The 24,302-nt window shown below is 72.7% G+C and carries 18 protein-coding genes and 2 tRNA genes; 7 read left to right on the top strand and 13 right to left on the bottom strand.

The window, feature by feature from the left end; all coding sequences use genetic code 11:
- Positions 1 to 82 precede the first annotated feature (82 nt).
- From BLU95_RS25725 to BLU95_RS25715, 3 genes are all read left to right on the top strand, one after another.
- Positions 83 to 1,426, top strand: a complete 1,344-nt coding sequence (locus tag BLU95_RS25725; protein ID WP_093865128.1) for an XrtP-associated glycosyltransferase — start codon at positions 83 to 85, stop codon at positions 1,424 to 1,426.
- Positions 1,427 to 1,534: 108 nt separating this feature from the next.
- Positions 1,535 to 2,701, top strand: a complete 1,167-nt coding sequence (gene wecB / locus BLU95_RS25720; protein ID WP_093862061.1) for a non-hydrolyzing UDP-N-acetylglucosamine 2-epimerase — start codon at positions 1,535 to 1,537, stop codon at positions 2,699 to 2,701.
- Between the two features lie 184 nt (positions 2,702 to 2,885).
- Positions 2,886 to 4,418, top strand: a complete 1,533-nt coding sequence (locus tag BLU95_RS25715; protein WP_093862060.1) for a chitinase — start codon at positions 2,886 to 2,888, stop codon at positions 4,416 to 4,418.
- A 45-nt stretch (positions 4,419 to 4,463) separates the two neighbouring features.
- Here the strand turns inward: BLU95_RS25715 and BLU95_RS25710 are convergent, their stop codons facing one another.
- The 7 genes from BLU95_RS25710 to BLU95_RS25680 all read right to left on the bottom strand — a co-directional run bounded on the left by BLU95_RS25710 (position 4,464) and on the right by BLU95_RS25680 (position 13,212).
- Positions 4,464 to 5,039: a hypothetical protein gene (locus BLU95_RS25710; RefSeq protein ID WP_159424995.1), complete on the bottom strand. Its 576-nt coding sequence runs from the start codon at positions 5,037 to 5,039 to the stop codon at positions 4,464 to 4,466.
- Between the two features lie 237 nt (positions 5,040 to 5,276).
- The gene (locus BLU95_RS25705; protein ID WP_093862058.1) at positions 5,277 to 7,916 is read right to left on the bottom strand and encodes a valine--tRNA ligase; all 2,640 of its coding nucleotides are present in this window, start codon (positions 7,914 to 7,916) and stop codon (positions 5,277 to 5,279) included.
- Positions 7,917 to 8,088: 172 nt separating this feature from the next.
- Entirely contained in the window at positions 8,089 to 9,378 is a 1,290-nt protein-coding gene (clpX, locus tag BLU95_RS25700; protein WP_030397392.1) for an ATP-dependent Clp protease ATP-binding subunit ClpX, read from the bottom strand.
- A 279-nt stretch (positions 9,379 to 9,657) separates the two neighbouring features.
- Positions 9,658 to 10,320 carry an ATP-dependent Clp protease proteolytic subunit gene (locus BLU95_RS25695; protein WP_045941984.1) on the bottom strand — a complete coding sequence of 221 codons (663 nt, stop codon included), beginning with the start codon at positions 10,318 to 10,320 and terminating at the stop codon, positions 9,658 to 9,660.
- 57 nt (positions 10,321 to 10,377) lie between these two features.
- Positions 10,378 to 10,995: an ATP-dependent Clp protease proteolytic subunit gene (locus BLU95_RS25690; protein ID WP_376096046.1), complete on the bottom strand. Its 618-nt coding sequence runs from the start codon at positions 10,993 to 10,995 to the stop codon at positions 10,378 to 10,380.
- Positions 10,996 to 11,263: 268 nt separating this feature from the next.
- Positions 11,264 to 12,661 (bottom strand): trigger factor, encoded by a 1,398-nt coding sequence (gene tig, locus BLU95_RS25685; protein WP_093862057.1) that lies wholly within the window; start codon positions 12,659 to 12,661, stop codon positions 11,264 to 11,266.
- Between the two features lie 477 nt (positions 12,662 to 13,138).
- A tRNA-Pro gene (locus tag BLU95_RS25680) sits at positions 13,139 to 13,212 on the bottom strand.
- 144 nt (positions 13,213 to 13,356) lie between these two features.
- On the opposite strand from BLU95_RS25680, the gene BLU95_RS25675 reads away from it, so the two are divergent.
- Positions 13,357 to 13,430 (top strand) — tRNA-Gly (locus tag BLU95_RS25675).
- Between the two features lie 159 nt (positions 13,431 to 13,589).
- Here the strand turns inward: BLU95_RS25675 and BLU95_RS25670 are convergent.
- Complete coding sequence (locus tag BLU95_RS25670) at positions 13,590 to 14,153, bottom strand: DUF6197 family protein (RefSeq protein ID WP_093862056.1); 564 nt, start codon at positions 14,151 to 14,153, stop codon at positions 13,590 to 13,592.
- Between the two features lie 244 nt (positions 14,154 to 14,397).
- Between BLU95_RS25670 and BLU95_RS25665 the strand changes: the two genes are divergently transcribed.
- Complete coding sequence (locus tag BLU95_RS25665) at positions 14,398 to 15,192, top strand: DUF6348 family protein (protein ID WP_093862055.1); 795 nt, start codon at positions 14,398 to 14,400, stop codon at positions 15,190 to 15,192.
- A 36-nt stretch (positions 15,193 to 15,228) separates the two neighbouring features.
- On the opposite strand, the gene BLU95_RS25660 is transcribed toward BLU95_RS25665, so the two are convergent.
- The 4 genes from BLU95_RS25660 to BLU95_RS25645 form a co-directional block, all read right to left on the bottom strand.
- Positions 15,229 to 15,423 (bottom strand): hypothetical protein, encoded by a 195-nt coding sequence (locus BLU95_RS25660; RefSeq protein WP_030397386.1) that lies wholly within the window; start codon positions 15,421 to 15,423, stop codon positions 15,229 to 15,231.
- Between the two features lie 520 nt (positions 15,424 to 15,943).
- Positions 15,944 to 17,086 (bottom strand): PP2C family protein-serine/threonine phosphatase, encoded by a 1,143-nt coding sequence (locus BLU95_RS25655; RefSeq protein WP_093865126.1) that lies wholly within the window; start codon positions 17,084 to 17,086, stop codon positions 15,944 to 15,946.
- A gap of 503 nt (positions 17,087 to 17,589) precedes the next feature.
- Positions 17,590 to 18,081 (bottom strand): ribose-5-phosphate isomerase, encoded by a 492-nt coding sequence (locus BLU95_RS25650; protein ID WP_093865125.1) that lies wholly within the window; start codon positions 18,079 to 18,081, stop codon positions 17,590 to 17,592.
- 58 nt (positions 18,082 to 18,139) lie between these two features.
- Complete coding sequence (locus BLU95_RS25645; protein ID WP_093862054.1) at positions 18,140 to 18,745, bottom strand: biotin transporter BioY; 606 nt, start codon at positions 18,743 to 18,745, stop codon at positions 18,140 to 18,142.
- A gap of 386 nt (positions 18,746 to 19,131) precedes the next feature.
- On the opposite strand from BLU95_RS25645, the gene BLU95_RS25640 reads away from it, so the two are divergent.
- Positions 19,132 to 20,553, top strand: coding sequence for an amino acid permease (locus BLU95_RS25640; RefSeq protein WP_093862053.1), 1,422 nt, complete (start codon positions 19,132 to 19,134; stop codon positions 20,551 to 20,553).
- Positions 20,554 to 20,709: 156 nt separating this feature from the next.
- Here BLU95_RS25640 and BLU95_RS25635 read toward each other — a convergent pair whose 3' ends face one another.
- Positions 20,710 to 21,369 (bottom strand): DsbA family protein, encoded by a 660-nt coding sequence (locus BLU95_RS25635; RefSeq protein WP_093862052.1) that lies wholly within the window; start codon positions 21,367 to 21,369, stop codon positions 20,710 to 20,712.
- 266 nt (positions 21,370 to 21,635) lie between these two features.
- On the opposite strand from BLU95_RS25635, the gene pepN reads away from it, so the two are divergent.
- Positions 21,636 to 24,200: an aminopeptidase N gene (gene pepN, locus BLU95_RS25630; protein WP_093862051.1), complete on the top strand. Its 2,565-nt coding sequence runs from the start codon at positions 21,636 to 21,638 to the stop codon at positions 24,198 to 24,200.
- The last annotated feature ends 102 nt before the right edge of the window (positions 24,201 to 24,302 follow it).

Raw genomic sequence — 24,302 nt, 5'->3', positions numbered from 1 at the left:
CGCCCTGCGCCAATTCTTCGAGCTGCGCCGGGACGGCTTCGTCCAGCTCGCCGGGCTGATCTCGCTGGCCCTCGTGCTCTACATGGCCCTGGTGTTCGGCCGCTTCCTGGTCTACTGGGCCGGCTCCCGGCACGCCTTCCGGCGCAACCGCCCGGCCCGCCCCGGCGACCCCGCCGCGTTCCAGTGGCACCTGATGGTCCCCTGCCGGGACGAGGAGGCGGTGATCGCCCAGACCCTGGCCGGACTGCGCGCCGTCGCCCCCGCCGCCCACCTCTGGGTGATCGACGACGACAGCGAGGACGCCACCCGCGACCTGGTGCTCGCCGCCGCCGGGCACGACCCCCGGATCCACCTCGTCCAGCGCCGCCGCCCGCACGCCCGGATCGGCAAGGGCGCCGCCCTGAACGCCGCCTACCGGGAGATCTCCGCCTCGCTGCCGCCCGGCACCGACCGCTCCCGGGTCGTCCTCGGCGTCGTCGACGCCGACGGGCAGCTCGACCCCGGCACCCTCGAACAGGTCGGCAACGAGCACGCGATGGGCCGCCCCGACACCGGCGCCGTGCAGATCGGCGTGCGGATGCGCAACGCCGAGGACCCGCGCCCGCTGGCCGGCCGGGGCCGGCTCGCCAACGCCCTCGCCCGCGCCCTGGTCCGGATGCAGGACGTCGAGTTCCAGGCCAACAACGCCGGCATGCAGCTGCTGCGCCGCCGCACCGGCAGCGTCGGCCTCGGCGGCAACGGCCAGTTCGTCCGGCTCACCGCCCTCGACTCGCTCACCGCCGAGGAGGGCCGCGACGGCCGCCCCTGGCCCGAGCGCGCCCTGCTGGAGGACTACGAGTCCGGGCTCGACCTGCGGCTGGCCGGCTGGCGGCTCACCCACGTCACCGAGACCAACGTCTCCCAGGAGGCCCTGGTCTCCTGGCGCCGCTTCCTCACCCAGCGCACCCGCTGGGCCCAGGGCAACATGCAGTGCCTGCGCTACACCGGCCGGGTGCTGCGCTCGCCGCACTACCGGCCCGCCGGCAAGGCCGAGGTGCTGTACACCTTCCTCCAGCCGGTGGTCTGCGTCCTGCTCGTCGTCCTCACCCCGCTGTCGCTCGCCATCACCGGGGCCGGGCTGGTGCTCTTCCCCGAGGAGACCGCCGAGTTCCAGCTGACCTACGGCCCCTGGATGGCGGTCGCCTTCGTGCTCGCCACCCTGCCGATGGTCTTCTGGGGCCCCACCTACCGCCGGCTCGTCCGCCCCGACCGGAGCCGGCTCACCGGCCTGCTCTGGGGCCTGCTGGTCTGGCTCTACGCCTACCACCTGTTCGTGGTCGCCACCCGGGCCGCCGTCCGGATGCTGCTCGGCCGCAACGGCTGGGCCAAGACCCGGCGCAACGCCGAGAAGGTCGCCGTCGGCGCCCCCACCGCCCTGGAGTCCTGACCGAGGGCGCCGCCGACGCCCTCCCTCCCCCGCCGCCCGGCAGCCAGGCAGCCCGCTGCCCCGCACCCAGCCCCGCACCCGCACCCAGCCCCCCGGAGCCGTACCGCCATGAGCCTGTGCCCCGCCCCCCGGTCCGCCGCCCGCCCGCTCGCCCCCGGCAGCGTCGCCGTCGTCCTCGGCACCCGCCCGGAGCTGGTCAAGCTCGCCCCGCTGATCCACGAACTCGGCCCCGCCACCCGACTGGTCCACACCGGCCAGCACTGGGACGAGGCGATGTCCGGCCGCTTCCTGCGCGACCTCGGCCTGCCCCGCCCCGAACTGCTCACCGGTGTCGGCGGCCGCCCCCGGGCCGGCCAGATCGCGCAGTCCCTCGGCCAGCTCGACGCCGCGTTCGCCGAGGACCGCCCGGCCGCCGTGGTCGTCCAGGGCGACACCAACGCCACCCTGGCCGGCGCCCTCGCCGCCAACGCCCGGGAGATCCCGCTCGTCCACGTCGAGGCCGGACTGCGCAGCTTCGACCGGGCGATGCCCGAGGAGCACAACCGGGTGATGGTCGACCACGTCTCCGACCTGCTGTGCGCGGCCACCCCCGACAACGCCGCCAACCTGCGCGCCGAGGCCCTCGACGAGGAGCGGATCGCGCTCACCGGCAACACCGTCGTCGAGGTGGTCCGCCGCTCGCTGCCCGACGCCGGGGAGCGGGCCGGCCTGCTCGCCCGGCACGGCCTCGCCGAGGACGGCTACGTCCTCGCCACCGTGCACCGGCCGGAGAACACCGACACCGCCGAGGCGCTCGGCGCCGTCCTCGCCGAACTCGACCGGATCGCCCGGGCCGGCACACCGGTGCTGTTCCCGATGCACCCCCGCACCCGGGCCGCCGTCGAGCGCTTCGCCCTGGACGGCCTGCTGGCCCGGCTCACGGTGACCGGACCGGTCGGCTACGCCGACTTCCTGGGCCTCGCCCGGCACGCCGCGCTGCTGGTCTCCGACTCCGGCGGGGTGCAGGAGGAGTGCACCGTGCTCGGCCGCCCGCTGCTGGTCGTGCGCCGCTCCACCGAACGGCCCGAGGCCGTCGAGACCGGCTTCGCCGCGCTGGTGGAGCCCGGGGCCGAACTCGGCGCACTCGCCCGCACCTGGCTCGCCGACGCCCCGGAGCGGCTCGCCCGGCTCGCCGGCACCCCCAGCCCTTACGGGGACGGCCTGGCCTCCGCCCGGATCGCCGACCTGACCGCCCGGCTCGCCCACGGGCCCGCCGCACTGCCGCAGGCCGCCTGACCCGCCGGGGCCGCCCGGCCGGAGGCCCTCTTGACAGCGGAATTGGTCTACTCCACCTTGTGAAGGCAAGTCTCCTCCCCCGACAGGGACTTGTGTTGTCGGTAGCTCCCGCACACAGATCCGTCGACACCCGGACAGCCCTCCCCCACGAGGACCGCCGGCCTCCCCCACCGGAGATGGAGCCATGCCACCTGCCTCACACCGGCGCCCGCGCGCCGTCCACTCGCTGCTCGCCGGCGCCACCGCCGTCGCCCTCGGCCTCGGCGGCCTGGTCCTCGCCGGCGGCGCCGGCGCCCAGGCCGCCCCCAGCGACGTCGAACTCGTCACCAACGGCGGCTTCGAGGACGCCAACCGCCTCAACGGCTGGACCTGCGCGGCCGGCGCGCCGGAGACCACCACCGTCCACTCCGGCACCGGCGCGCTGCGCTCCACCCCGAGCGGCAGCGCCACCGGCGAGTGCACCCAGACCGTCACCGTCAGACCCTCCTCGACGTACACGCTGAGCAGCTGGGTCCAGGGCTCGTACGTCTACCTCGGCGCCCGCGGCACCGGCGGCACCGACCCGAGCACCTGGACCCCCGGCGGCACCGGCTGGTCCAGGCTCAGCACCACGTTCACCACCGGGGCCTCGACCACCAGCGTCACCGTCTACCTGCACGGCTGGTACGGGCAGCCGGCCTTCCTGGCCGACGACGTGTCCCTGCTCGGCCCGGGCGACCCCAAGCCCTCCCCGACCGCGACCAGCCCCACCCCGACCGGCACGGCCAGCCCGACGCCGACCGGCACCACCACCCCCTCCCCCACCGCCACCACGCCCCGGCCGCCGACGAAGCACCTGCTCACCGGCTACTGGCAGAACTTCGACAACGGCGCCACCGTGCAGCGGATCAGCGACGTCCCGGCCGCGTACGACATCATCGCGGTCTCCTTCGCCGAGGCCACCGGCACGCCCGGAGGTCTGGGCTTCGCCCTCGACCCGACGCTCTCCTCCCGGCTCGGCGGCTACACCGAGGCGCAGTTCAAGGCCGACATCGCGGCCAAGAAGGCGGCCGGCAAGAAGGTGATCCTGTCGGTCGGCGGCGAGAAGGGCACGGTGTCCGTCAACAGCTCCGCCTCCGCCACCAACTTCGCCAACAGCGCCTGGTCGCTGATGCAGACCTACGGCTTCGACGGCGTCGACATCGACCTGGAGAACGGCGTCAGCTCCACCTGGATGGGCCAGGCCCTGCACACCCTGGCGGCGAAGGCCGGATCCGGCTTCACGCTCACCATGGCGCCGCAGACCATCGACATGCAGTCGACCGGCGCGGAGTACTTCAAGCTGGCGCTGAACGTGAAGGACATCCTCACCATCGTCAATATGCAGTACTACAACTCCGGCGCGATGCTGGGCTGCGACGGGCAGGTCTACTCCCAGGGCACCGTCAACTTCCTGACCGGCCTGGCCTGCATCCAGCTCAAGGGCGGGCTGCGGCCCGACCAGGTCGGACTCGGCGTGCCGGCCTCCACCAGCGCGGCCGGCGGCGGCTACGTCAGCCCGAGCGTGGTCAACAACGCGCTGGACTGCCTGGCCGCCGGCACCAACTGCGGCAGCTTCAAGCCCGACACCAAGTGGCCCGGCATCGGCGGGGCCATGACCTGGTCGACCAACTGGGACGCCAAGGCCGGCGGCGGCATCGCCTCGACCGTCGGCTCGCACCTGCACGCGATGCCGTAACCCGCGCGCGGACCCGCCCCCGACGGGGCCGGAGGCCCGAGCCGGTCAGACCCCGGCCCGGGCCTCCGGCACGCCCGCGGGCACCCCGCCGTGGCGGCGGCGCAGCTCGGCGGTGATCTCGGCCAGCTCGCCGTCCGGCAGCAGCGGCAGCATCATCGCCACGCCCTGGAGCAGCCCGCCGAGCAGGAAGGTGGTGTCGGGGGTGGCCGCGACCAGGTCCCGGACCTCCGTCACCTCGCCGGCCGCGACCGCCTCGATCAGCCGGGCCGCGTCCACGCCGTCCTCGTCGACGAGGACGGCGCCGGTGTCGCGCGGGGCCCGCCGGGCCATCGACCGCAGCACCCGGTCGCCCACCTCGGGCGCGTAGGCCTTGCGGACCGCCTCGGCGGCGATCCAGGTGAGCAGCGTGGTCACCTCGCGCTCGACGTGCTCGTCCAGCAGCCGGTCCAGCGCGTGGTCGAACGCGAGCTGGTTGCCGTGCCGGAAGGCGAGCAGCAGGGTCGCCGCGCGCGCCTTGGCCTCCTCGACCGCCTCGGCAGGCAGCTCGTCGGCCGACACCTCGGTCACCACCACCACGCCCATGCCCTCCCGTCGTCCCTCACTGTCCGGAACTCGAAGCACACCGTACACATCCGACCTGCGAAATTCCGCGAAACCGCGCGGGCAAGACAGGAATCGATTCGGGCGGAATAGGGCCTCACCCGGTCCAGGATGAATATTCGCCGGAAGGGAGCAACGAATTGGGCTATTGGGACTCCCGATCAGCCGACATCCGGAAAAGCGGAGGAGCCGCACCCCGCGTCGGCGGGGTGCGGCTCCTGGTGGACCGGGCGACGGCTCCGGGGAGCCGTCGGCGCGTCAGCCCTGCGGCAGTGCCGCGAGCTGGGCGGTGATCCGGGCGATGTCGGCCTCGGCGGCCTCCTGGCGGGTCCGGATCTTGGCGACCACGTCGTCCGGCGCCTTGGCGAGGAACGCCTCGTTGCCGAGCTTGCCGGCGGTCTGGGCCTTCTCCTTCTCGGCCGCCGCGAGGTCCTTGGCGAGGCGCTTGCGCTCCGCCGCGACGTCGATGGTGCCGGACAGGTCCAGCGCCACCGTGGCACCGGCGACCGGCAACGAGGCGGTGGCCGCGAAGCCGTCCTCCGGCACGGTCAGGCGCAGCAGCGAGCGGATCGCGTCCTCGTGGACGGCCAGCACGGTGCCGTCCAGGTCCAGCCGGGCCGGGACCCGCTGGCCCGGCTTGAGGCCCTGGTCGGTGCGGAACCGGCGCACCTCGGTGACCACCCGCTGCAGGGTGGCGATCTCCGCCTCGGCGCCGGCGTCGCGGAACCCGCTGTCCTGCGGCCAGTCGGCGACGACCAGCGACTCGGCCCCGGTGAGCGTGGTCCACAGCGTCTCGGTGACGAAGGGCACGATCGGGTGGAGCAGCCGCAGCGTGATGTCGAGGACCTCGCCGAGGACCCGGCGCGCGGCGTCGGCCTGCGGGCCGCCCTTGGCCAGGGTGGTCTTGGAGAGCTCCACGTACCAGTCGAAGACCTCGTCCCAGGCGAAGTGGTACAGCGCCTCGGAGAGCTTCGAGAACTGGTAGTCGTCGTACAGCGCGTCCACCTCGGCGACGGTGCTGTTCAGCCGCGACAGGATCCACCGGTCCGCCGCCGTCAGCTCCTCCGCCGCGGGCAGCGGGCCCTCGACGGTGGCGCCGTTCATCAGCGCGAACCGGGTCGCGTTCCAGATCTTGTTGGCGAAGTTGCGGGCCGCCTGGACCCAGTCCTCGCCGATCGGGACGTCGACACCCGGGTTGGCGCCGCGGGCCAGCGTGAACCGCAGCGCGTCCGAGCCGTACTTGTCCATCCAGTCCAGCGGGTTGACCACGTTGCCGAAGGACTTCGACATCTTCTTGCCGTTCTGGTCACGGACCATGCCGTGCAGCGCGATGGTGTGGAACGGCGGGGTGCCGTCCATCGCGTAGAGCCCGAACATCATCATCCGGGCGACCCAGAAGAACAGGATGTCGTAGCCGGTGACCAGGACGGAGTTCGGGTAGAACTTCGCCAGGCTCTCGGTCCGCTCCGGCCAGCCGAGCGTGGAGAACGGCCACAGGCCCGAGGAGAACCAGGTGTCGAGGACGTCGGTGTCCTGGTGCCAGCCCTCGCCGGTCGGCGGCTGCTCGTCCGGGCCAACGCAGACGATCTCGCCGTTCGGGCCGTACCAGACCGGGATCCGGTGGCCCCACCACAGCTGGCGCGAGATGCACCAGTCGTGCAGGTTGTCCACCCAGTCGAAGTAGCGCTTCTCCATCTCCTGCGGGTGGATCTTGACCCGGCCGTCCCGGACCGCGTCGCCGGCCGCCTGGGCCAGCGGGCCGACCTTGACCCACCACTGCATCGACAGCCGCGGCTCGATGGTGGTCTTGCAGCGCGAGCAGTGGCCCACCGAGTGGACGTACGGACGCTTCTCGGCGACGATCCGGCCCTCGGCCCGCAGCGCGGCGACGATCGCCGAGCGGGCCTCCAGCCGGTCCAGGCCCAGGAACGGGCCGTGCGCGGTGATCACCGCGTGCTCGTCCATCACCGCGATGTTCGGCAGGCCGTGGCGCTGGCCGATCTCGAAGTCGTTCGGGTCGTGGGCCGGGGTCACCTTGACGGCGCCGGTGCCGAACTCCGGGTCGACGTGCTCGTCGGCGACGATCGGGATCCGGCGGCCGGTGAGCGGCAGCTCGATCTCGGTGCCGACCAGGTGCCGGTAGCGCTCGTCCTCCGGGTGGACGGCGACCGCGGTGTCACCGAGCATCGTCTCGGCCCGGGTGGTGGCGACGACGATGGAGTCCTCGCCCTCGCCGTAGCGGATCGAGACCAGCTCGCCGTCGTCGTCCTGGTACTCCACCTCGATGTCCGAGATGGCGGTCAGACAGCGCGGGCACCAGTTGATGATGCGCTCGGCCCGGTAGATCAGCTCGTCGTCGAAGAGCTTCTTGAAGATGGTCTGGACGGCCTGCGACAGGCCCTCGTCCATGGTGAAGCGCTCGCGCGACCAGTCGACGCCGTCGCCGAGCCGGCGCATCTGGCCGGAGATCTGGCCGCCGGACTCCGCCTTCCACTTCCAGACCCGCTCGACGAACTCCTCGCGGCCCAGGTCGTGGCGGGACTTGCCCTCCTTGGCCAGCTCGCGCTCGACCACGTTCTGGGTGGCGATGCCGGCGTGGTCCATACCGGGCTGCCACAGCGCCTCGAACCCCTGCATCCGCTTGCGGCGGACCAGGGCGTCGATCAGCGTGTGCTCGAAGGCGTGGCCCAGGTGCAGCGAGCCGGTGACGTTCGGCGGGGGGATGACGATGGTGAACGGGGGCTTGTCGCTCGTGGCGTCGGCGGTGAAGTAACCGCGCTCTACCCAGCGCTCGTACAGCTCGCCCTCTACGTCCGCCGGAGCGTAGGTCGTCGGGAGGGTGGCTGCGTCGTCCCCTGCGGGCGTGCTCGCGGGGCGCTGGTTCGTGGTGTCGGTCACGACGGACAGTTTACGTAACCCGGGAACCCGGTTACGAACGCCTTTCACTCCCCGGACTCCCGGACCGGCCCGGAAGGGCGCGCACGCCAGGGCCCCGGCGCCGCCGCGGGGCGGCACCGGGGCCCTGGTCCCGGCCCGGGTCCGCAGGACGGACCGGCGGGCCGGAGAGGTCTCAGGCGCTCTTGTCGCGCCGCTCCCGCTTGATCATGTCGCGCGGCACCAGGGTCGGGATGGCGTGCTTGGAGACGACGTCCCCGGTCACCACCACACGGGCGACGTCCTGACGCGAGGGGACCTCGTACATCACGGACATCAGCACCTCCTCCATGATGGCCCGCAGACCGCGCGCGCCGGTGCCGCGCAGGATCGCCTGGTCCGCGATGGCCTCCAGCGCGTCCCGGGAGAACTCCAGCTCCACACCGTCGAGTTCGAAGAGCTTGCGGTACTGCTTGACCAGCGCGTTCTTCGGCTCGGTGAGGATCTGCAGCAGCGCCTCGCGGTCGAGGTTGTGCACGCTGGTGATCACCGGGAGACGGCCGATGAACTCGGGGATCATGCCGAACTTGACCAGGTCCTCCGGCATCACCTGACGGAAGTGGTCGCTGGCGTCCTGCTCCCGCTTCGAGCGGATGTTCGCCCCGAAGCCGATGCCCTTGGCGCCCGCGCGGCCCTCGATGATCCGCTCCAGGCCCGCGAACGCGCCACCCACGATGAACAGCACGTTGGTGGTGTCGATCTGGATGAACTCCTGGTGCGGGTGCTTGCGCCCGCCCTGCGGCGGCACCGAGGCGGTGGTGCCCTCCAGGATCTTCAGCAGCGCCTGCTGCACGCCCTCGCCGGAGACGTCCCGGGTGATCGACGGGTTCTCGCTCTTCCGGGCGACCTTGTCGATCTCGTCGATGTAGATGATCCCGGTCTCGGCCTTCTTGACGTCGTAGTCCGCCGCCTGGATCAGCTTGAGCAGGATGTTCTCGACGTCCTCGCCGACGTAGCCGGCCTCCGTCAGCGCGGTGGCGTCCGCGATCGCGAACGGCACGTTCAGCATCCGGGCCAGGGTCTGCGCCAGCAGCGTCTTGCCGGAACCGGTCGGACCGAGCAGCAGGATGTTGGACTTCGCCAGCTCGATGGCGTCCTCGCGGCCGTTCCCGCCGCTGCGCCCGGCCTCACCGGCCTGGACCCGCTTGTAGTGGTTGTAGACCGCCACCGACAGCGCCTTCTTGGCGAGGTCCTGGCCGACCACGTACTGGTCGAGGAACTCGTAGATCTCGCGGGGCTTCGGCAGCTCCTCGAAGCGCACCTCGGAGGTCTCGGCGAGCTCCTCCTCGATGATCTCGTTGCACAGGTCGATGCACTCGTCGCAGATGTACACGCCTGGGCCGGCGATCAGCTTCTTCACCTGCTTCTGCGACTTGCCGCAGAACGAGCACTTGAGCAGGTCGCCACCGTCTCCGATGCGTGCCACGAGGTGCTTCCCCTTCGCCAGGGGCCCCGCGGGGTTTCCGGGGCCTGGTGCTGTGGACCGACGACGCCGACGGCGATCGGTCTCGCTGTCCGACGGTACTCTGCCGAGCCGTCGATTCCGCCCTCTTCGCCGGGTCTGCCCTACGCCCTGGGCGAATTGATACCGAACAGATGCCGTCGGAGCAGTCACCGGTGTGCCGGGGGCGGGGCACGCGAACCGGTCGCGCGCCCCGCCCCCGGCCCCCGCGGCCCGGGAACGGCGCCGCGGGGGGTGCTGGCCTCAGGAGGTCAGCGAGGCCTTGCGGGTCGAGATGACCAGGTCCACCAGACCGTACTCGACGGCCTCCTCGGCGGTGAGGATCTTGTCGCGCTCGATGTCGTCGCGAACCTCCTCGACCGACTTGTTGGAGTGCTTCGACAGCATCTCCTCCAGCTGCTCGCGCATCCGGAAGATCTCCCGGGCCTGGATCTCCAGGTCCGAGACCTGGCCGCGGCCGGTCTCGGTGTAGGGCTGGTGGATCAGGATGCGGGCGTTCGGCAGCGCCATCCGCTTGCCGGGGGTGCCCGCCGCCAGCAGCACGGCCGCCGCCGAGGCCGCCTGGCCCATGCAGACGGTGGTGATGTCGGGCTTGACGTACTGCATGGTGTCGTAGATGGCCGTCAGGGCCGTGAACGAGCCGCCGGGCGAGTTGATGTACATCTGGATCTCGCGGTCCGGGTCCATCGACTCCAGGCACAGCAGCTGCGCCATGATGTCGTTGGCCGAGACGTCGTCCACCTGGGAGCCGAGGAAGATGATGCGCTCCTCAAACAGCTTGGCGTACGGGTCGTACTCGCGGATGCCCTGGGAGGTGCGCTCGACGAAGCGGGGGACGATGTAGCGGCCCTCCGCTCGCATGTCCTCGACGCGGGCCTTGGCGGCCGACAGGCTGGGGATGTTCATGGGTGTTCTGGTCCTCCGGAGCGTTGTGGCTGTGGTCTCGTGGGCCCGGGGCGGGGCTCAGGCGCCGGTGCCGCCGCCGCCGGGGACGTCCGCGGCACTGTGCATGATCGCGTCGATCAGGCCGTACTCCAGGGCCTCCTCCGGGGTGAACCAGCGGTCACGGTCGGAGTCCTGGGTGATCTGCTCGAAGGACTGGCCGCTGTGGAAGGCGATCAGCTCGGACATCCGCTTCTTGGTGCGCAGCAGCTGCTCGGCCTGGATCCGGATGTCCGTGGCCGAACCGCCGAGACCGGCCGACGGCTGGTGCATCAGGATGTTGGCGTTCGGGAGCGAGAAGCGCTTGCCCTTGGCACCCGCGGTCAGCAGGAACTGACCCATCGAGGCCGCCATGCCCATCGCGATCGTGACGACGTCGTTCTTGATGTACTGCATGGTGTCGTAGATCGCCATGCCGGCCGAGATCGAGCCGCCCGGGGAGTTGATGTAGAGGAAGATGTCCTTGTCCGGGTCCGCGGCCAGCAGCAGCAGCTGAGCGGTGATCTTGTTGGCGATGTCGTCGTCGACCTGCTGACCGAGGAAGATGATCCGCTCGTTGAGCAGCCGGTTGTAGACCTGGTCGCCGAGGCCGCCGAGCACGTCACCAGCGGCGGCGTGCGGCGCCATCGGGCCGGGCATCTGCATCTGCGGGTACGTCACTTAGCCACCTGCTCAGTCGATTTGGACGGTCGCTCCACGGCCGTCACGGTGTCGCACAGCTTCCGGGTATCACGTCGTGATTGTTGCTGTCCATGGACCCTAACGCGCAGGCCGGGCCGCAGAATCCCTCACGCAGAACTGTTCGCTGTGAGCGCAGGGTTCGCGGCCGCAACGCAGCGGGCCCGGACGCCGTGCGGCGTCCGGGCCCGCTGTCGCGGCTCGGGTCGAGCGGGGACTACCGGGGCGATCAGGCCTCGGTCTTCTCCTCGGCCTCGGCCTCGGCGGCCGGGGCCTCGACGGTCTCGGCCGACTCGTCGGCCTCGTCGTCGTCGAAGTTGACCTCGTTGCCCTCGGTGTCGACGACCTTGGCGGCCTCGACCACGGTGGCCAGCGCCTTGCCGCGGGCGACCTCGCCGACCAGCAGCGGAACCTGGCCGCCCTGGACGACCTGCTGCGCGAACTGGTCCGGGGTGAGGCCCGAGCCGGCGGCACGACGGATGAGGTGCTCGGTCAGCTCCTCCTGGGAGACGTTGAGCTCCTCGTCGGCGACGATCTGGTCCAGGACGAACTGGGTCTTGATGCCCTTCTTCGCCTGCTCCTCGGTCTCCGCCAGGAACTCCTCCTCCGACTTGCCCTGGGTCTCCAGGTAGCTCGCCAGGGTGAGGCCCATCGGCTCCAGCTGGTGGTGCTCGAGGTTGTGCTTGCGGGTCTCGATCTCGTCCTTGAGGAGCTTCTCCGGGAACTCGATCTCGACCAGGCCGAGCAGCGCGTCCAGCACCTTCTCCTGGGCCTGGGTGGCCTGGTCGTACTCCTTCATGCGCTCGAGGCGCTTGCGGGAGTCGGCCTTCAGGTCCTCCAGGGTGTCGAACTCGCTCGCCAGCTGGGCGAACTCGTCGTCCAGCTCCGGCAGCTCCTTCTCCTGGACCGCGGTGACCTTGACGGTGACCTCAGAGGTCTGGCCGGCCTGGGTGCCGCCCTTGAGCTCGGTGGTGAAGGTCGCGGTGCCACCGGCCTCCAGGCCGACGACGGCCTCGTCGATGCCGTCGATCAGACGGCCCGAGCCGATCTCGTAGCTGACGCCGGACGCGGTGCCGTCCTCCGGCACCTCGCCGTCGACCTTGGCCTCGAGGTCGAGGACCACGGTGTCACCGGCGGCCGCGGCGCGCTCGACGTCCTTGACCGAGGAGAAGCGCTCGCGCAGCTGCTCCAGGGACTTGTCGATGTCCTCGTCCGAGACCACGATCGGGTCGACGGTGACCTCGATGGCCGAGAAGTCCGGGAGGGTGATCTCCGGACGGATGTCCACCTCGGCGGTGAACTTCAGGTCGCCGCCATCGGCGAGCTTCTCGACACCCTCGATGTTGGTGATGTCGGGCTGTCCGAGGACCTCGATCTTGCCCTCGTCGACGGCCTGCGTGTAGAAGCGCGGCAGGGCGTCGTTGACGGCCTCCTCCAGCACGGCACCACGGCCGAAGCGCTGGTCGATGACCCGGTTCGGGATCTTGCCCTTGCGGAAGCCCGGGACCGAGACCTGCTGGTTGATCTTCTTGTACGCCGCGTCGAGGCTGGGCTTGAGCTCCTCGAAGGGCACCTCGACGGTGAGTCGAACCCGGGTCGGGTTCAGAGTCTCGACGGCGCTCTTCACGGTTGGGTCTCCTATGGGGCTTGCGGTCGGGTTGCCTGCGCCCTCCCCGGACGGCCGGCCGGGGCCGGTTCGGTCGAGTCGGGCGAGACGGGCGATGGGCGGTTGGAGCTGCATCTCCCGTGGGGGGTGGACGGTGAGCGTGACTCCTCGCCCTCGTGCGGTCGGCCTGGGTTGACGCCACAGGGACTACCGCCAGCGCCCCATCCTACCGGTACCACGAAAGGCGGACGCCAGGGCGCCGCCGTCACCGCCCCCTCGGGGCCGTTCCGGGGCCTTTCCGGCCTGTTCGCGGGCGATCGGGGAGGCGGCGGCGCCCGGGAGCGGACGCCCGGAGTGTGGCGTGCGGCACTCTTTCCGGCGAACGCCGCGGAACAGCGCGGAACGCCGCGCCGCGGGAGGAGCGGGAGGACGGGAAGGGGCCGGCCCGGGCGCCAACGACAACAGGGCCCCGCCGTGGGCGAGACCCTGCGCACTCAGTCGGGGTGGCCGGATTCGAACCGACGGCCTTCCGCTCCCAAAGCGGACGCGCTACCAAACTGCGCCACACCCCGTGGTGCCGAGAGGAAGCGTACACGCCGGGCCCTGCCCGGTCGGCGAGATATTCCGGGGCTCTCACAGGAATGGGGTGTGCGCGCAGCCGACCGGACCAGGTACGCTGTTCCCGACCTTCCGTCCGGTGACGGCCGGGGGATCGCGCGGGCGTAGCTCAATGGTAGAGCCCTAGTCTTCCAAACTAGTCACGCGAGTTCGATTCTCGTCGCCCGCTCCACAGAACGGCCCCGAGGGATGCTGAGCATCCGTCGGGGCCGTTCGCGTGTCCGGGACCGTGCGCCGGCGCTCCGGCTCCGTGCGGTGCGGGACCGTGCGGTGCGGGACCGGGCGCGACCTCGCGGTGCGGTGCGGCCCGGTGGGGGACGGCGCGGGACGCTCAGAGGCCGAGCCGGGCGGCGCGGGCGGCGGCCCGCTCCAGCAGCCGGTGCACGTCGGACTGGCGGGTGGAGGGCCGGTCGTTGAACTCGTCCGGGGAGCCGACCCGGCGGCCGGTGGCGTGCAGCACCTCCATCAGCTGGACCCGGGCGGTGCGGACGGTGGCCGGGGTGCCGTAGCCGTGCGCGAGCACCGCGGCCTGGGCGCCGAGCAGGCAGACCCGGCCGGCCCCGTCCCACATCGCGCCCTGCAGCCATCCGTGTGCCGTGATGTAGCGGGAGGCGAGGGCGAGGTGCTCGGCGGCGGTCACCGGTACGGGTCGGGCCGGGCGGCGCAGCACCCGGTCGAGCAGGGTGGCGCGGGGCGGGGCGTGGTCGGCGTACCAGGGCCGGAGCACCGAGCCGAACGGGCAGACGTACGACCCGCCGCGCGGCGGGAGGTAGGGCGCCGGGGTGCGCGCCGGGGCGGGCAGCGAGGCCAGGTACGCCTCGATCTCGGCGACCAGGCCGGAGGCGTCCGGGGTGAGCAGCGGTGCCGGCGGGGGTTTCGGGGCGGTGCGGGGCATGCGGCGTTCTCCAGGCGGTGCCAGTGGTGTCCGCTACCCAAAGTGGGGCATCAGTGACATTCCCGCGACCGGAGCGAGCGGTCCCCCGCCGCGGGCACCGCCGGGCCGGTCCGGCCCCGGCCGCGGCGTGCCCGGGCGGTTTCCCGGGGGGCCTCCGGGCCGATAGCCTCGGCGGCGTTCGAGAGCAGTTCGACGGGCAGACGACAGTTCGAGACGATTCGAAGCCCCGAGCCTAGGAGTCCCCGTGCGCCCGCAGGACCGACTGGCCGTCATACAGCGCTGCGTCGTCCGGGAGATGGCACGGCTCGGGCAGGTGTTCACCGCCGACGGGGAGGTGGTGCGCGGTCCCGGCACCACGGCGGTGGCGGTGCGCGAGCACCAGGACGGCGAGGGCCCCGGTCACGTCGACCTCGGCTGGGTGCTGGAGCTGGGCCGTGCGGACGCGCCGGTGGTGTGGGACTGCACGGCGGGCCTCGGCAAGACCGAGGAGGAGAAGCTCGACAACGCGGTGCGGATGTGGGCGACCACCACGGCGAGCGCGCTGGTCGAGCTGCGGGAGGGCCGCGGCGCGCACGGCGACCACGCGGACCACCCCGAACTGCCGGGCTGGCACGCCGTCCAGGGCCCGGCGGCGGTGTTCGGGTTCGGGAACGAGCGGCTGGCCGCCTGGCTGGCCGGGAACCGGGTGGTGCCGGCGCTGGCGCCCGCGCTGCTGGCGGAGCTGTCCGGGCCGGGCGGGCGGCGGCCGCACGGGGTGAAGCTGTTCCTCGGCGGCCGCGCGGGGGACGACGTGGCCGAGGTCCGGGTCGACGGCGAGGTCAGCGAGGCGGCCTCGGCGGCGCTGCGCGCGCTGGACTGGCCGCGCGGCGAACGGCTCTGCTGGGCGCGGCTGTTCGTGCTGCTGACGGCCCACGCGGAGCCGTCGGCCCCGTCGGCGGCCGCCGGTGGGGCCGACCCGGCCCGGCCGGCGGCCGTGGCGGCGGCACGCCCGCAGGGCCTGTTCGCCCGGTGGCGGCAGGCGAGACGCGCGGACCGGTGAACGGTTCGCCGGCCGCGGAGGGCCGGCGGCCGCGGATCAGCTGGCGATGCCGGAGATGGACTTGGCGACCTGGCTCAGGAAGTCCTGGATCGGCTTGGCGGCCGTGCTCTGGTTGAGCATGAAGCCGAACAGGGCGGCCAGGATGAAGTGCCCGGTCTTGAGCTGCTTCTGGCGGATGAAGATGAAGCAGACGATGCCGAACAGGACCAGCGCGGAGACGGAGAGTGCCACCCGGACTCACTTCCTCGTTTCATAGCGGGGCGCCACCGGCTGACGACCCCTGTGAAGCCGGACCCCGGCCTGTCCGACGGTCCCGAGGCGGAACAGCAGTTCGTCCGGCACGTCGAAGCCGGAGGGAGGGCCGCCCGACACGGCCGCACGGTGTCCGTCGTGCCGCATGTGACGCCCCCCATCCCCCGAATCCTGAACAGTCCCGCCCGGACTCAGTGTGGTCGACCATGCCGATTGCGTAAAGGTCTGACTGTCTGTCGAACGCCGACATCCTGCGATGCGAGACGAGTTTCCGCCGACCGGGACGATAGTCGAGACATCCTGACGATTCGTCGGCGGGGTGCCGCTGAGCGGCCGGGAAACGTTCGGCGGACCTGACCGGAACCGGCAGGTCCGCTCCGCCTCCGGAGCGGAGGAATTGGCCGAAGATCAGCTCCGGGGCTTGACAGCAGCTGCCCTTGGCACGTGCCACCGGCCGGGGGGCCGGGGCCGCCGGTCCGGGCCGGGTCCGGTGCGCCGCTCAGTCGCGCCAGAGCAGCAGCACGGCGCGGTCGTCGTTGATGTCCCGGGCCACCGTCTCGATCAGCCGGGACGCCGAGCCGCCGCCGGCTCCCGGCCCGCCGCCCGGCACCAGCCGGTCCGCCTCGCCCATCAGCCGGTCCATGCCCTCGGAGAGGTCCCGGCCGGGCGCCTCCACCATGCCGTCGGTGCACAGCATCAGGACGTCGCCGCGGTTCAGCCGGCCCCGCACGCCCTCGAACTTGGCGCCGTCGTAGATGCCCAGCGCCGGGCCCTCCAGGGCCTCCTTGGTCTCCCAGCGGCCCGCGCCCGCCAGCCGCTGCATCCCGGGCAGGTGCCCGGCCGAGAGCAGTTCGTACTCGCCGGTGTCCAGGTCCAGCACCAGGTGCACGGCCGTCGCGAAGCCCTCCTCCCAGGACTGCCGCAGCAGATAGCCGTTGGCGGCCGGGAGGAAGTCGTGCGCGGGCAGCGAGCCGAGCAGGCCGCCGAACGCGCCGGAGAGCAGCAGCGCCCGGGAGCCCGCGTCCATGCCCTTGCCGGACACGTCCGCGAGGACCACCTCCAGCACCCGCCGGCCCGGGCCGGTGCGGTCGGCGACCACGAAGTCGCCGGAGAAGGACTGCCCGCCGGCCGGGCGCAGCGCCATGTCGGCGTGCCATCCCTCCGGCAGCCGGGGCACCCGGCTCTGCACCCGCAGCCGCTCGCGCAGGTCGAAGAGCATCGTCGAACCGCCCCACCAGGGCACGCCGACCCGGCTGCGGAACTGGGCCAGCAGCAGGCCGCCGACCCCGGCCGCGCCGACCACCAGGGCGGCGCCGGGGGTGACCCCGTAGGTGTAGGCCTCGGGATGGTCGCTGGCGACCCGCTGGCCGGTGTGGATGACCGACTCGGCGGACAGTCCGAGCGCGGCGAGCGCGTACAGCACCACCAGTGAGCCGGGGCGCAGCAGCAGGGCGGCCGCCAGGATCGGCAGGACCAGCGCGGTGGGCGGGGCCCAGGCGGGCCAGCGGACGTTGAGCACGATCAGCAGCGGCACCAGCAGGGACAGCGCGCAGAGCACCGGCCAGTCGGCGGCGCCGCCGCGGAACCAGTCGACGGCGGCGGTGCGCAGCCTTCGGCGGACCCGGCGGAGCCTCTTGCGCAACCGGGCCGTCACGGGGTCGGACGCCGGTGCGGCGCCGGGCCTCGTCGCAGTCGTCTGGGGCGGTGTGCCCGGCGGTCTGCCAGCCATGGGGACCGACCATATCCAGCGCTCCCGGTCGGCGTCGACGGCCGGGGCGGTGGCGGTGTCCGACCGGCGCGGGCCTGTCAGCGGGTTTCGGCCGATTGCGGCGGGCGCCGTCCGGAGCGTCAGGAGGCGTACGGGCGCAGGGCGTACGAACCGCCCGGGCGGCGCACGCGGCCCGCGCGCGGGCGGTCGGACGGGGCGCGCGCCGCGGTACGCGCTGTGGCCGATCACACAGCGATCACACGGTGATCACACAGCTGCCGTCCAGCCGGCGTCCGGCCGGTTCCGGGCGCTCCGCGGGCCCCGCGAGTCCCTGCGGGCGGCCGGTACCGGGCCCGGGAACGCGACGACCGGCCGCGCCGTCGGGGCGCGGCCGGTCGTGGGAGGCCGGTCGTGGGAGGCCGGTGCGGGCGGGAGGGTCAGCCCTCCTGCTGCGGGTGGTGGGCCGGGATCGGCGGGAGCTCGCCGGTGCTCTCGTACACGCTCAGCATGTCGATCCGGCGGGTGTGCCGCTCGTCGCCGCTGTACGGGGTGTTGAGAAAGATCTCGACGAACTTGGTCGCCTCCTCCTCGGTGTGCATCCGGCCGCCGATGGAGATCACGTTGGCGTTGTTGTGCTCGCGGCCGAGGGCGGCGGTCTGCTCGCTCCAGGCCAGCGCCGCACGAACGCCCTTGACCTTGTTGGCGGCGATCGCCTCGCCGTTGCCCGAGCCGCCGATCACGATGCCCAGCGACTGCGGGTCCGAGGCGGTGCGCTCGGCGGCCCGCAGGCAGAACGGCGGATAGTCGTCGAGGGCGTCGTAGATGTGCGGCCCGCAGTCGACCGGCTCGTGGCCGGCCTCCTTCAGCCACTCCACGAGGTGGTTCTTCAGTTCGTATCCGGCATGGTCGGAGCCCAGGTACACGCGCATGCCCATGAGTGTGGCATGCGCCCGGACCCGGGCTCCGCAGGGGGCCGGTGAGCCCCGGTCACGAGTCCCGGCGGCCGAGCAGCTTCCAGGCGAGCGGCAGGGCGCCGGCCGCGAGCGCGGCCTTCAGGGCGTCGCCGACCAGGTACGGGTAGAGGCCGAGCTCGGCGGCGCGGGACAGCGGCACGTCGAGCGCGAACGCCAGGTAGGGCACCCCCACCGCGTAGATGGCGAGGCTGCCGAGGACCACGGCGGCGGCGGTGCGCAGCGGCGAACGGTCGGCGCCGCGCCGGGCCAGGGCGCCGACCAGGCCGGCCGCCAGCACGAAGCCGATCACATAGCCGAACGAGGCCATCGCCCAGCCGGAGGCGGCCTCGGCGAACCACGGCAGGCCGGCCGCGCCGGCCAGCAGGTAGAGGCCGAGCGAGGCGACGCCGCGCCGGGCACCGAGCGCGGTGCCGACCAGCAGGGCGGCGAAGGTCTGGCCGGTCACCGGCACCGGGGAGCCGGGCACGTTCACCGACAGCTGGGCGGCCAGGCCGGTGAGCGCGGCGCCCCCGGCGACCAGGGCGAGGTCCCGGGCCTGGGCGCCGAGCCGGGTGCCGGCGGCGGGCAGCAGGTCGGCCAGGACGGCGCGGCTGGGGACGGGGGTGCTGGCGATGGCCATCGGGCTGCTCCTCGGCACGGTGCGGATCCGGACGGCCGCGGGGGCCGGCGAACGGAGTGAGTGATCACTCCGAACCTACGCGTCGATCACCCGGGGGACCGCCATGGATCCGGACAAACCCCCGGGGCCCCTCCTTGTCGGGTCCCGCCCCCGCCCGCCGCCCGATCCGGCCCGATCCTGGCGCGCTCCTGCCCGTCCGGGCCCGTTGGAGCCCGTTGGAGCCCGTCCGGGCCCGATTTCCGCCACCGAAAGCGATCGGCCGGGCGAGTAGAGTGACCAGGGGGTCCGCATTCTGGGCCCGACTCGGACATTCTTGGCACTGAAGGCCTCGTCCCCGGATATTGGGCAACTCGCACCGCATGTCGAACAGTCTGGATCCCACCCCCATGGCCCCCACCTCCGCGCCCACGGCGCCCGGGACCACCACGCCCGCTCCCCCGGGCGGCGGCCAGCAGCTCTCCCACGGGCTCAAGCAGCGCCACCTCTCGATGATCGCGCTCGGCGGCGTCATCGGCGCCGGCCTCTTCGTCGGCTCCGGCGCGGGCATCGCGGCGGCCGGACCCGCCATCATCCTGGCCTTCGTGCTCTCCGGCCTGCTGGTCATGCTGATCATGCGGATGCTCGGCGAGATGTCTGCGGCCCGCCCCGCCTCCGGCTCCTTCTCCGTGCACGCCGAGAAGGAGATCGGCCCCTGGGCCGGCATCACCGCCGGCTGGATGTACTGGGTGATGCTCTGCTGCGGCGTCGCCGCCGAGGCCACCGCCGCCGGGAAGATCGTCAACGGCTGGGTCCCCGGGGTCTCCGCCTGGGTCTGGGTCGCCCTGTTCATGGTGTTCTTCTGCGCCAGCAACCTCACCGCGGTGAAGAACTTCGGCGAGTTCGAGTTCTGGTTCGCCACCGTCAAGGTCGCCGCGATCGTCGCCTTCCTGGTGCTCGGCGGACTCGGCCTGGCCGGGGTGCTCGGCCCCGGCGCCCCCGGCACCGCCAACCTCACCGGCCAGGGCGGCTTCCTGCCCAACGGCACCAGCGGACTGATCGTCGGCCTGCTCGCCTCCGTGTTCGCCTACGGCGGCCTGGAGACCGTGACCATCGCCGCCGCCGAGTCCGACGACCCGAAGCGCAACGTCGCCAACGCCGTGCGCACCGCGGTCTGGCGGATCGCGATCTTCTACATCGGCTCGATGGCGCTGGTCGTCACGCTGGTCTCCTGGAAGGACCCGGCGGTCGTCTCCGACGGCCCCTACGTCACCGTGCTGCGCCACCTCGGGGTGCCCGGCTCCGGGACGATCATGCAGGTGGTGGTGCTGATCGCGCTGCTGTCCGCGATGAACGCCAACATCTACGGCGCCTCCCGGATGGCGTACTCGCTGGTCGGCCGGGGCCAGGGCCCGCGCTCGCTCGCCAAGGTGAGCTCCGGCGTCCCCCGGCGGGCCGTGCTGGCCTCCTGCCTGTTCGGCTTCGCCGCCGTGCTGGCCTCCAAGTTCTGGCCCGACACCGTCTTCACCTGGCTGATGAACACCACCGGCGTCGCCATCCTGGTGGTCTGGCTGTTCATCTGCGTCGTCCAGCTGCGGATGCGCCGCCGGCTGGAGCGCGAGGCGCCCGAGCTGCTCACGGTGCGGATGTGGGGCTACCCGTACCTGACCTGGGTCGCGATGGCCGCCGTCGTCGGCATCCTGGCGCTGATGACCACCACCGAGGGCAACCGCGAGCAGCTGTACGCCGCCGGCGTGCTGGTCGCGCTGCTGGTCACCGCCGGGCTGGTGAAGCAGCGCCGCGACGCCGCCGCGGCCACCACCACCGGCTGACGGACCGGACGCCGCACGCGGGAGGGGCCCGGAACCAGCTGGTTCCGGGCCCCTCCCGCGTCTGCGACGGCCGTGCGCGACGGCCGCGGCCGTGTGCTGCGTCCGCGGCCGGCGGCCGTGTGCTGCCGCCCTGTGCGGCGGCCGCCCGGGCGGGTCCTACTCGAAGGACGGGCTCGCGGTGCGGGTCCGCTTGAGCTCGTAGAAGCCCGGGGTGGAGGCCACCAGCAGCGTGCCGTCCCACAGCCGGGCCGCGGCCTCGCCGCGCGGGGTCGGGGTCACCACCGGGCCGAAGAACGCGACCCGGTCGCCGTCCGCGCCCTCGACCGCGATCACCGGGGTGCCGACGTCCTCGCCGACCAGGGTGATGCCCTCCTTGTGCGAGAGCCGCAGGGCCTCGTCGTGGGCGTCGGTACCGGCCGCGTCGGCCAGCTCCGCCGGCAGACCGGCCGCGGCCAGCGCCGCCTCGATCGTCTCCCGGTTCTGCGGCAGACCCTGGTTGTGGAAGCGGGTGCCCAGCTCGGTGTACAGCCGGCCCAGCACCTCGTCGCCGTGCTTCTCCGCCGCGGCGATGCACACCCGCACCGCGCCCCAGGCGTTGTCCAGCAGCTCCCGGTAGTTCGCCGGCAGGTCGCGGTGCTCGTTCAGCACCGACAGGCTCATGACGTGCCAGTTCACGTCCACCGGACGGAGCTGCTGGACCTCGATCAGCCAGCGGGAGCTCATCCACGCCCAGGGACAGGCCGGGTCGAACCAGAAGTCGGCGGTCCTGCGCCCGGTGGCGGTGGAACCGGCAGTGGAATCAGCGGCAGTCGTCACGGCTGTCGTCCTTCGAGAGTCGTCCGGGAGTCGTCCGGGAAAGAGCGGCGGGAAAGCGGGCGGGGCCGGGCCGCGCGGACCCGCGCGACCGCCCCGTCACCCCCCAACACCCGGACCCGGCCGGTGATTCCGGACCGCCCCGACGCGATGTGCAATGGTACCGGCGCGGGGGGCGTGAAAGGATGCTCCCGCAGCGTCACAGAGCGCCGCGCCAGTGCACCAGCGAAGACCGCACCACCGTGCGAGCCGGACAAAGGAGTACAGCCGTGCCGGGCAAGAACCTGAGCCGCGACGAAGCCCAGCAGCGGGCCAGCATCCTCACCGTGGACAGCTACCGGGTCCGGCTCGACCTGACCTCGGCCCCCGATCCGGCGGCCGCGACCTTCCGGTCCACCACCACCGTCGCCTTCCGCTGCGCCGAGCCGGGCGCCTCGACCTTCGTCGACCTGCTCGCCCCCGCGGTCCGCGCCGTCACCCTGAACGGCCGCGCCCTCGACCCGGCCACCGCCTACGACGGAGCCCGGGTGCACCTCGACGGCCTGGCCGGCGAGAACGTGCTCACCGTCGAGGCCGACTGCGCCTACAGCCGCACCGGCGAGGGGCTGCACCGCTTCACCGACCCGGTCGACGGCGAGACCTACCTCTACACCCACTACGAGCCGGCCGACGCCCGCCGGGTCTTCGCCACCTTCGAACAGCCCGACCTGAAGGCGCCCTTCACCTTCACCGTCACCGCGCCGGCCGCCTGGGACGTCCGCTCCAACGCCGCGCACGAGGCCGTCGCCGAGGACGGCGACGCCCGCACCTGGGAGTTCGCGCCGACGAAGCCGATCTCCACCTACCTCACCGCCGTCGTGGCCGGCCCGTACCACGTGGTGCGCGACCACTACAGCCGCACCCTCGCCGACGGCACCGTGCTCGACATCCCGCTCGCCGCGCTCTGCCGCAGGTCGCTCGCCCCGTACTTCGACGCCGACGAGATCCTCGGCGTCACCAAGCTGGGACTCGACTTCTTCCACGAGAAGTTCGACTACCCGTACCCCTTCGGCAAGTACGACCAGGCCTTTGTGCCCGAGTACAACATCGGCGCGATGGAGAACCCCGGCTGCGTCACCTTCCGCGAGGAGTTCGTCTTCCGCTCGAAGGTCACCGACGCCGCCTACGAGGCCCGCGCCAACGTCGTCCTGCACGAGATGGCGCACATGTGGTTCGGCGACCTGGTCACCATGCGCTGGTGGGACGACCTGTGGCTGAAGGAGTCCTTCGCCGACTTCATGGGCTCCTACGGGCTGGTCGGCGCCGGCACCCGCTACCAGGCCGCCTGGGTCACCTTCGCCAACCAGCGCAAGGCCTGGGCCTACCGGCAGGACCAGTTCCCCACCACCCACCCGATCACGGCGGACATCCGGGACCTCGAGGACGCCAAGCTCAACTTCGACGGCATCACCTACGCCAAGGGCGCCTCGGTGCTCAAGCAGCTCGTGGCGTACGCCGGCGCCGACGCCTTCTTCGAGGGCGCCCGCCGCTACTTCCGGCGGCACGCCTTCGGCAACACCGAACTCGCCGACCTGCTGGACATCCTGGAGGAGACCAGCGGCCGCGACCTCAAGTCCTGGGCCGCCGCCTGGCTGCAGACCGCAGGCGTCAACACCCTCACCCCCCAGCTCACCGTCGACGCCGAGGGCCGGATCACCGAACTCGCCGTGCTCCAGGACGGCGACGTCCAGCGCCCGCACCGGATCGCCGTCGGCCTCTACGACCGCGACGCCGACGGCGCGCTGGTGCGCACCGAGCGCTTCGAGCTGGACGTCACCGGCGCCCGCACCGTCGTCGACGGCGCCGCCGGCCGGACCCGGCCCGCGCTCGTCCTGCTCAACGACGACGACCTGACGTACTGCAAGATCCGCTTCGACGAGGAGTCGCTGGAGACCCTGCGCGCGGGGCTCGGCGACATCAAGGACGACCTGGCCCGTGCACTCGCCTGGTCCGCCGTCTGGAACCTCACCCGGGACGCCCTGATGCCTGCCCGCGACTACGTCGCGCTGGTCCTGCGGTTCGGCGGCCAGGAGGCCAACATCGGCGTCCTGCAGTCGCTGCACGCCCAGGCCAGGACCGCCGTCGACCTCTACGCCGACCCCGCCTGGCGCGGCGAGGGCGGCCGGCTGCTCGCCGACAGCGCGCTGCGCGAACTGCGCGCCGCCGCGCCCGGCAGCGACCACCAGCTGGCCTGGGCGCGGTTCCTCGCCCAGACCGCCAACGGCTCCGAGCACCTCGGCCTGGTCCGCGGCCTGCTGGCCGGCACCGCCCGGATCGACGGCCTGGAGGTCGACCAGGAGCTGCGCTGGGCGCTGTGGCTGACCCTGGCCGCGGCCGGGCAGGCCGGCGAGGAGGAGCTGGCCGCGGAGTTCGCCGCCGACAACACCGCGAGCGGCCGCCGCCAGCACACCCAGTGCCTGGCCGCCCGGCCGACCCCGGAGGCCAAGGCCGCCGCCTGGTCCGCCGTGATCGACTCCGACGAACTGCCCAACGCGCTGGTCGAGGCCAACATCGCCGGCTTCGCGGTGCCCGCCCACCGCGACCTGACCACCCTCTACGCGGCCCCCTACTTCAAGCTGCTGGAGCGGGTCTGGGCCGAGCGGACCATCGAGATCGCGATGCGGATCGTCGGCGGCTTCTTCCCGCAGGCGCAGGTCGACGAGGCCACGCTGGCCGAGACCGACGTCTGGCTGACCGGCCACCCGGACGCGGCGCCCGCGCTGCGCCGGCTGGTGCTGGAGCGCCGGGACGACCTGGCCCGGGCGCTGCGGGCGCAGGCCTGCGACCGGGGCTGAGAGACCGGCCCGGGGCCGAGAAACGGGACCGGGGCCTAGAAACGGGACCGGGGCCCGCCGCGAGCTGTCGCGGCGGGCCCCGGTCGTACCGGCGCACCGGCG

The sequence above is a fragment of the Streptomyces sp. TLI_053 genome, assembly GCF_900105395.1.
Lineage (GTDB): Bacteria > Actinomycetota > Actinomycetes > Streptomycetales > Streptomycetaceae > Kitasatospora.
Note: the sequence above shows the minus strand (reverse complement) of the source record. Positions and strands in the feature narration are given on the sequence as shown.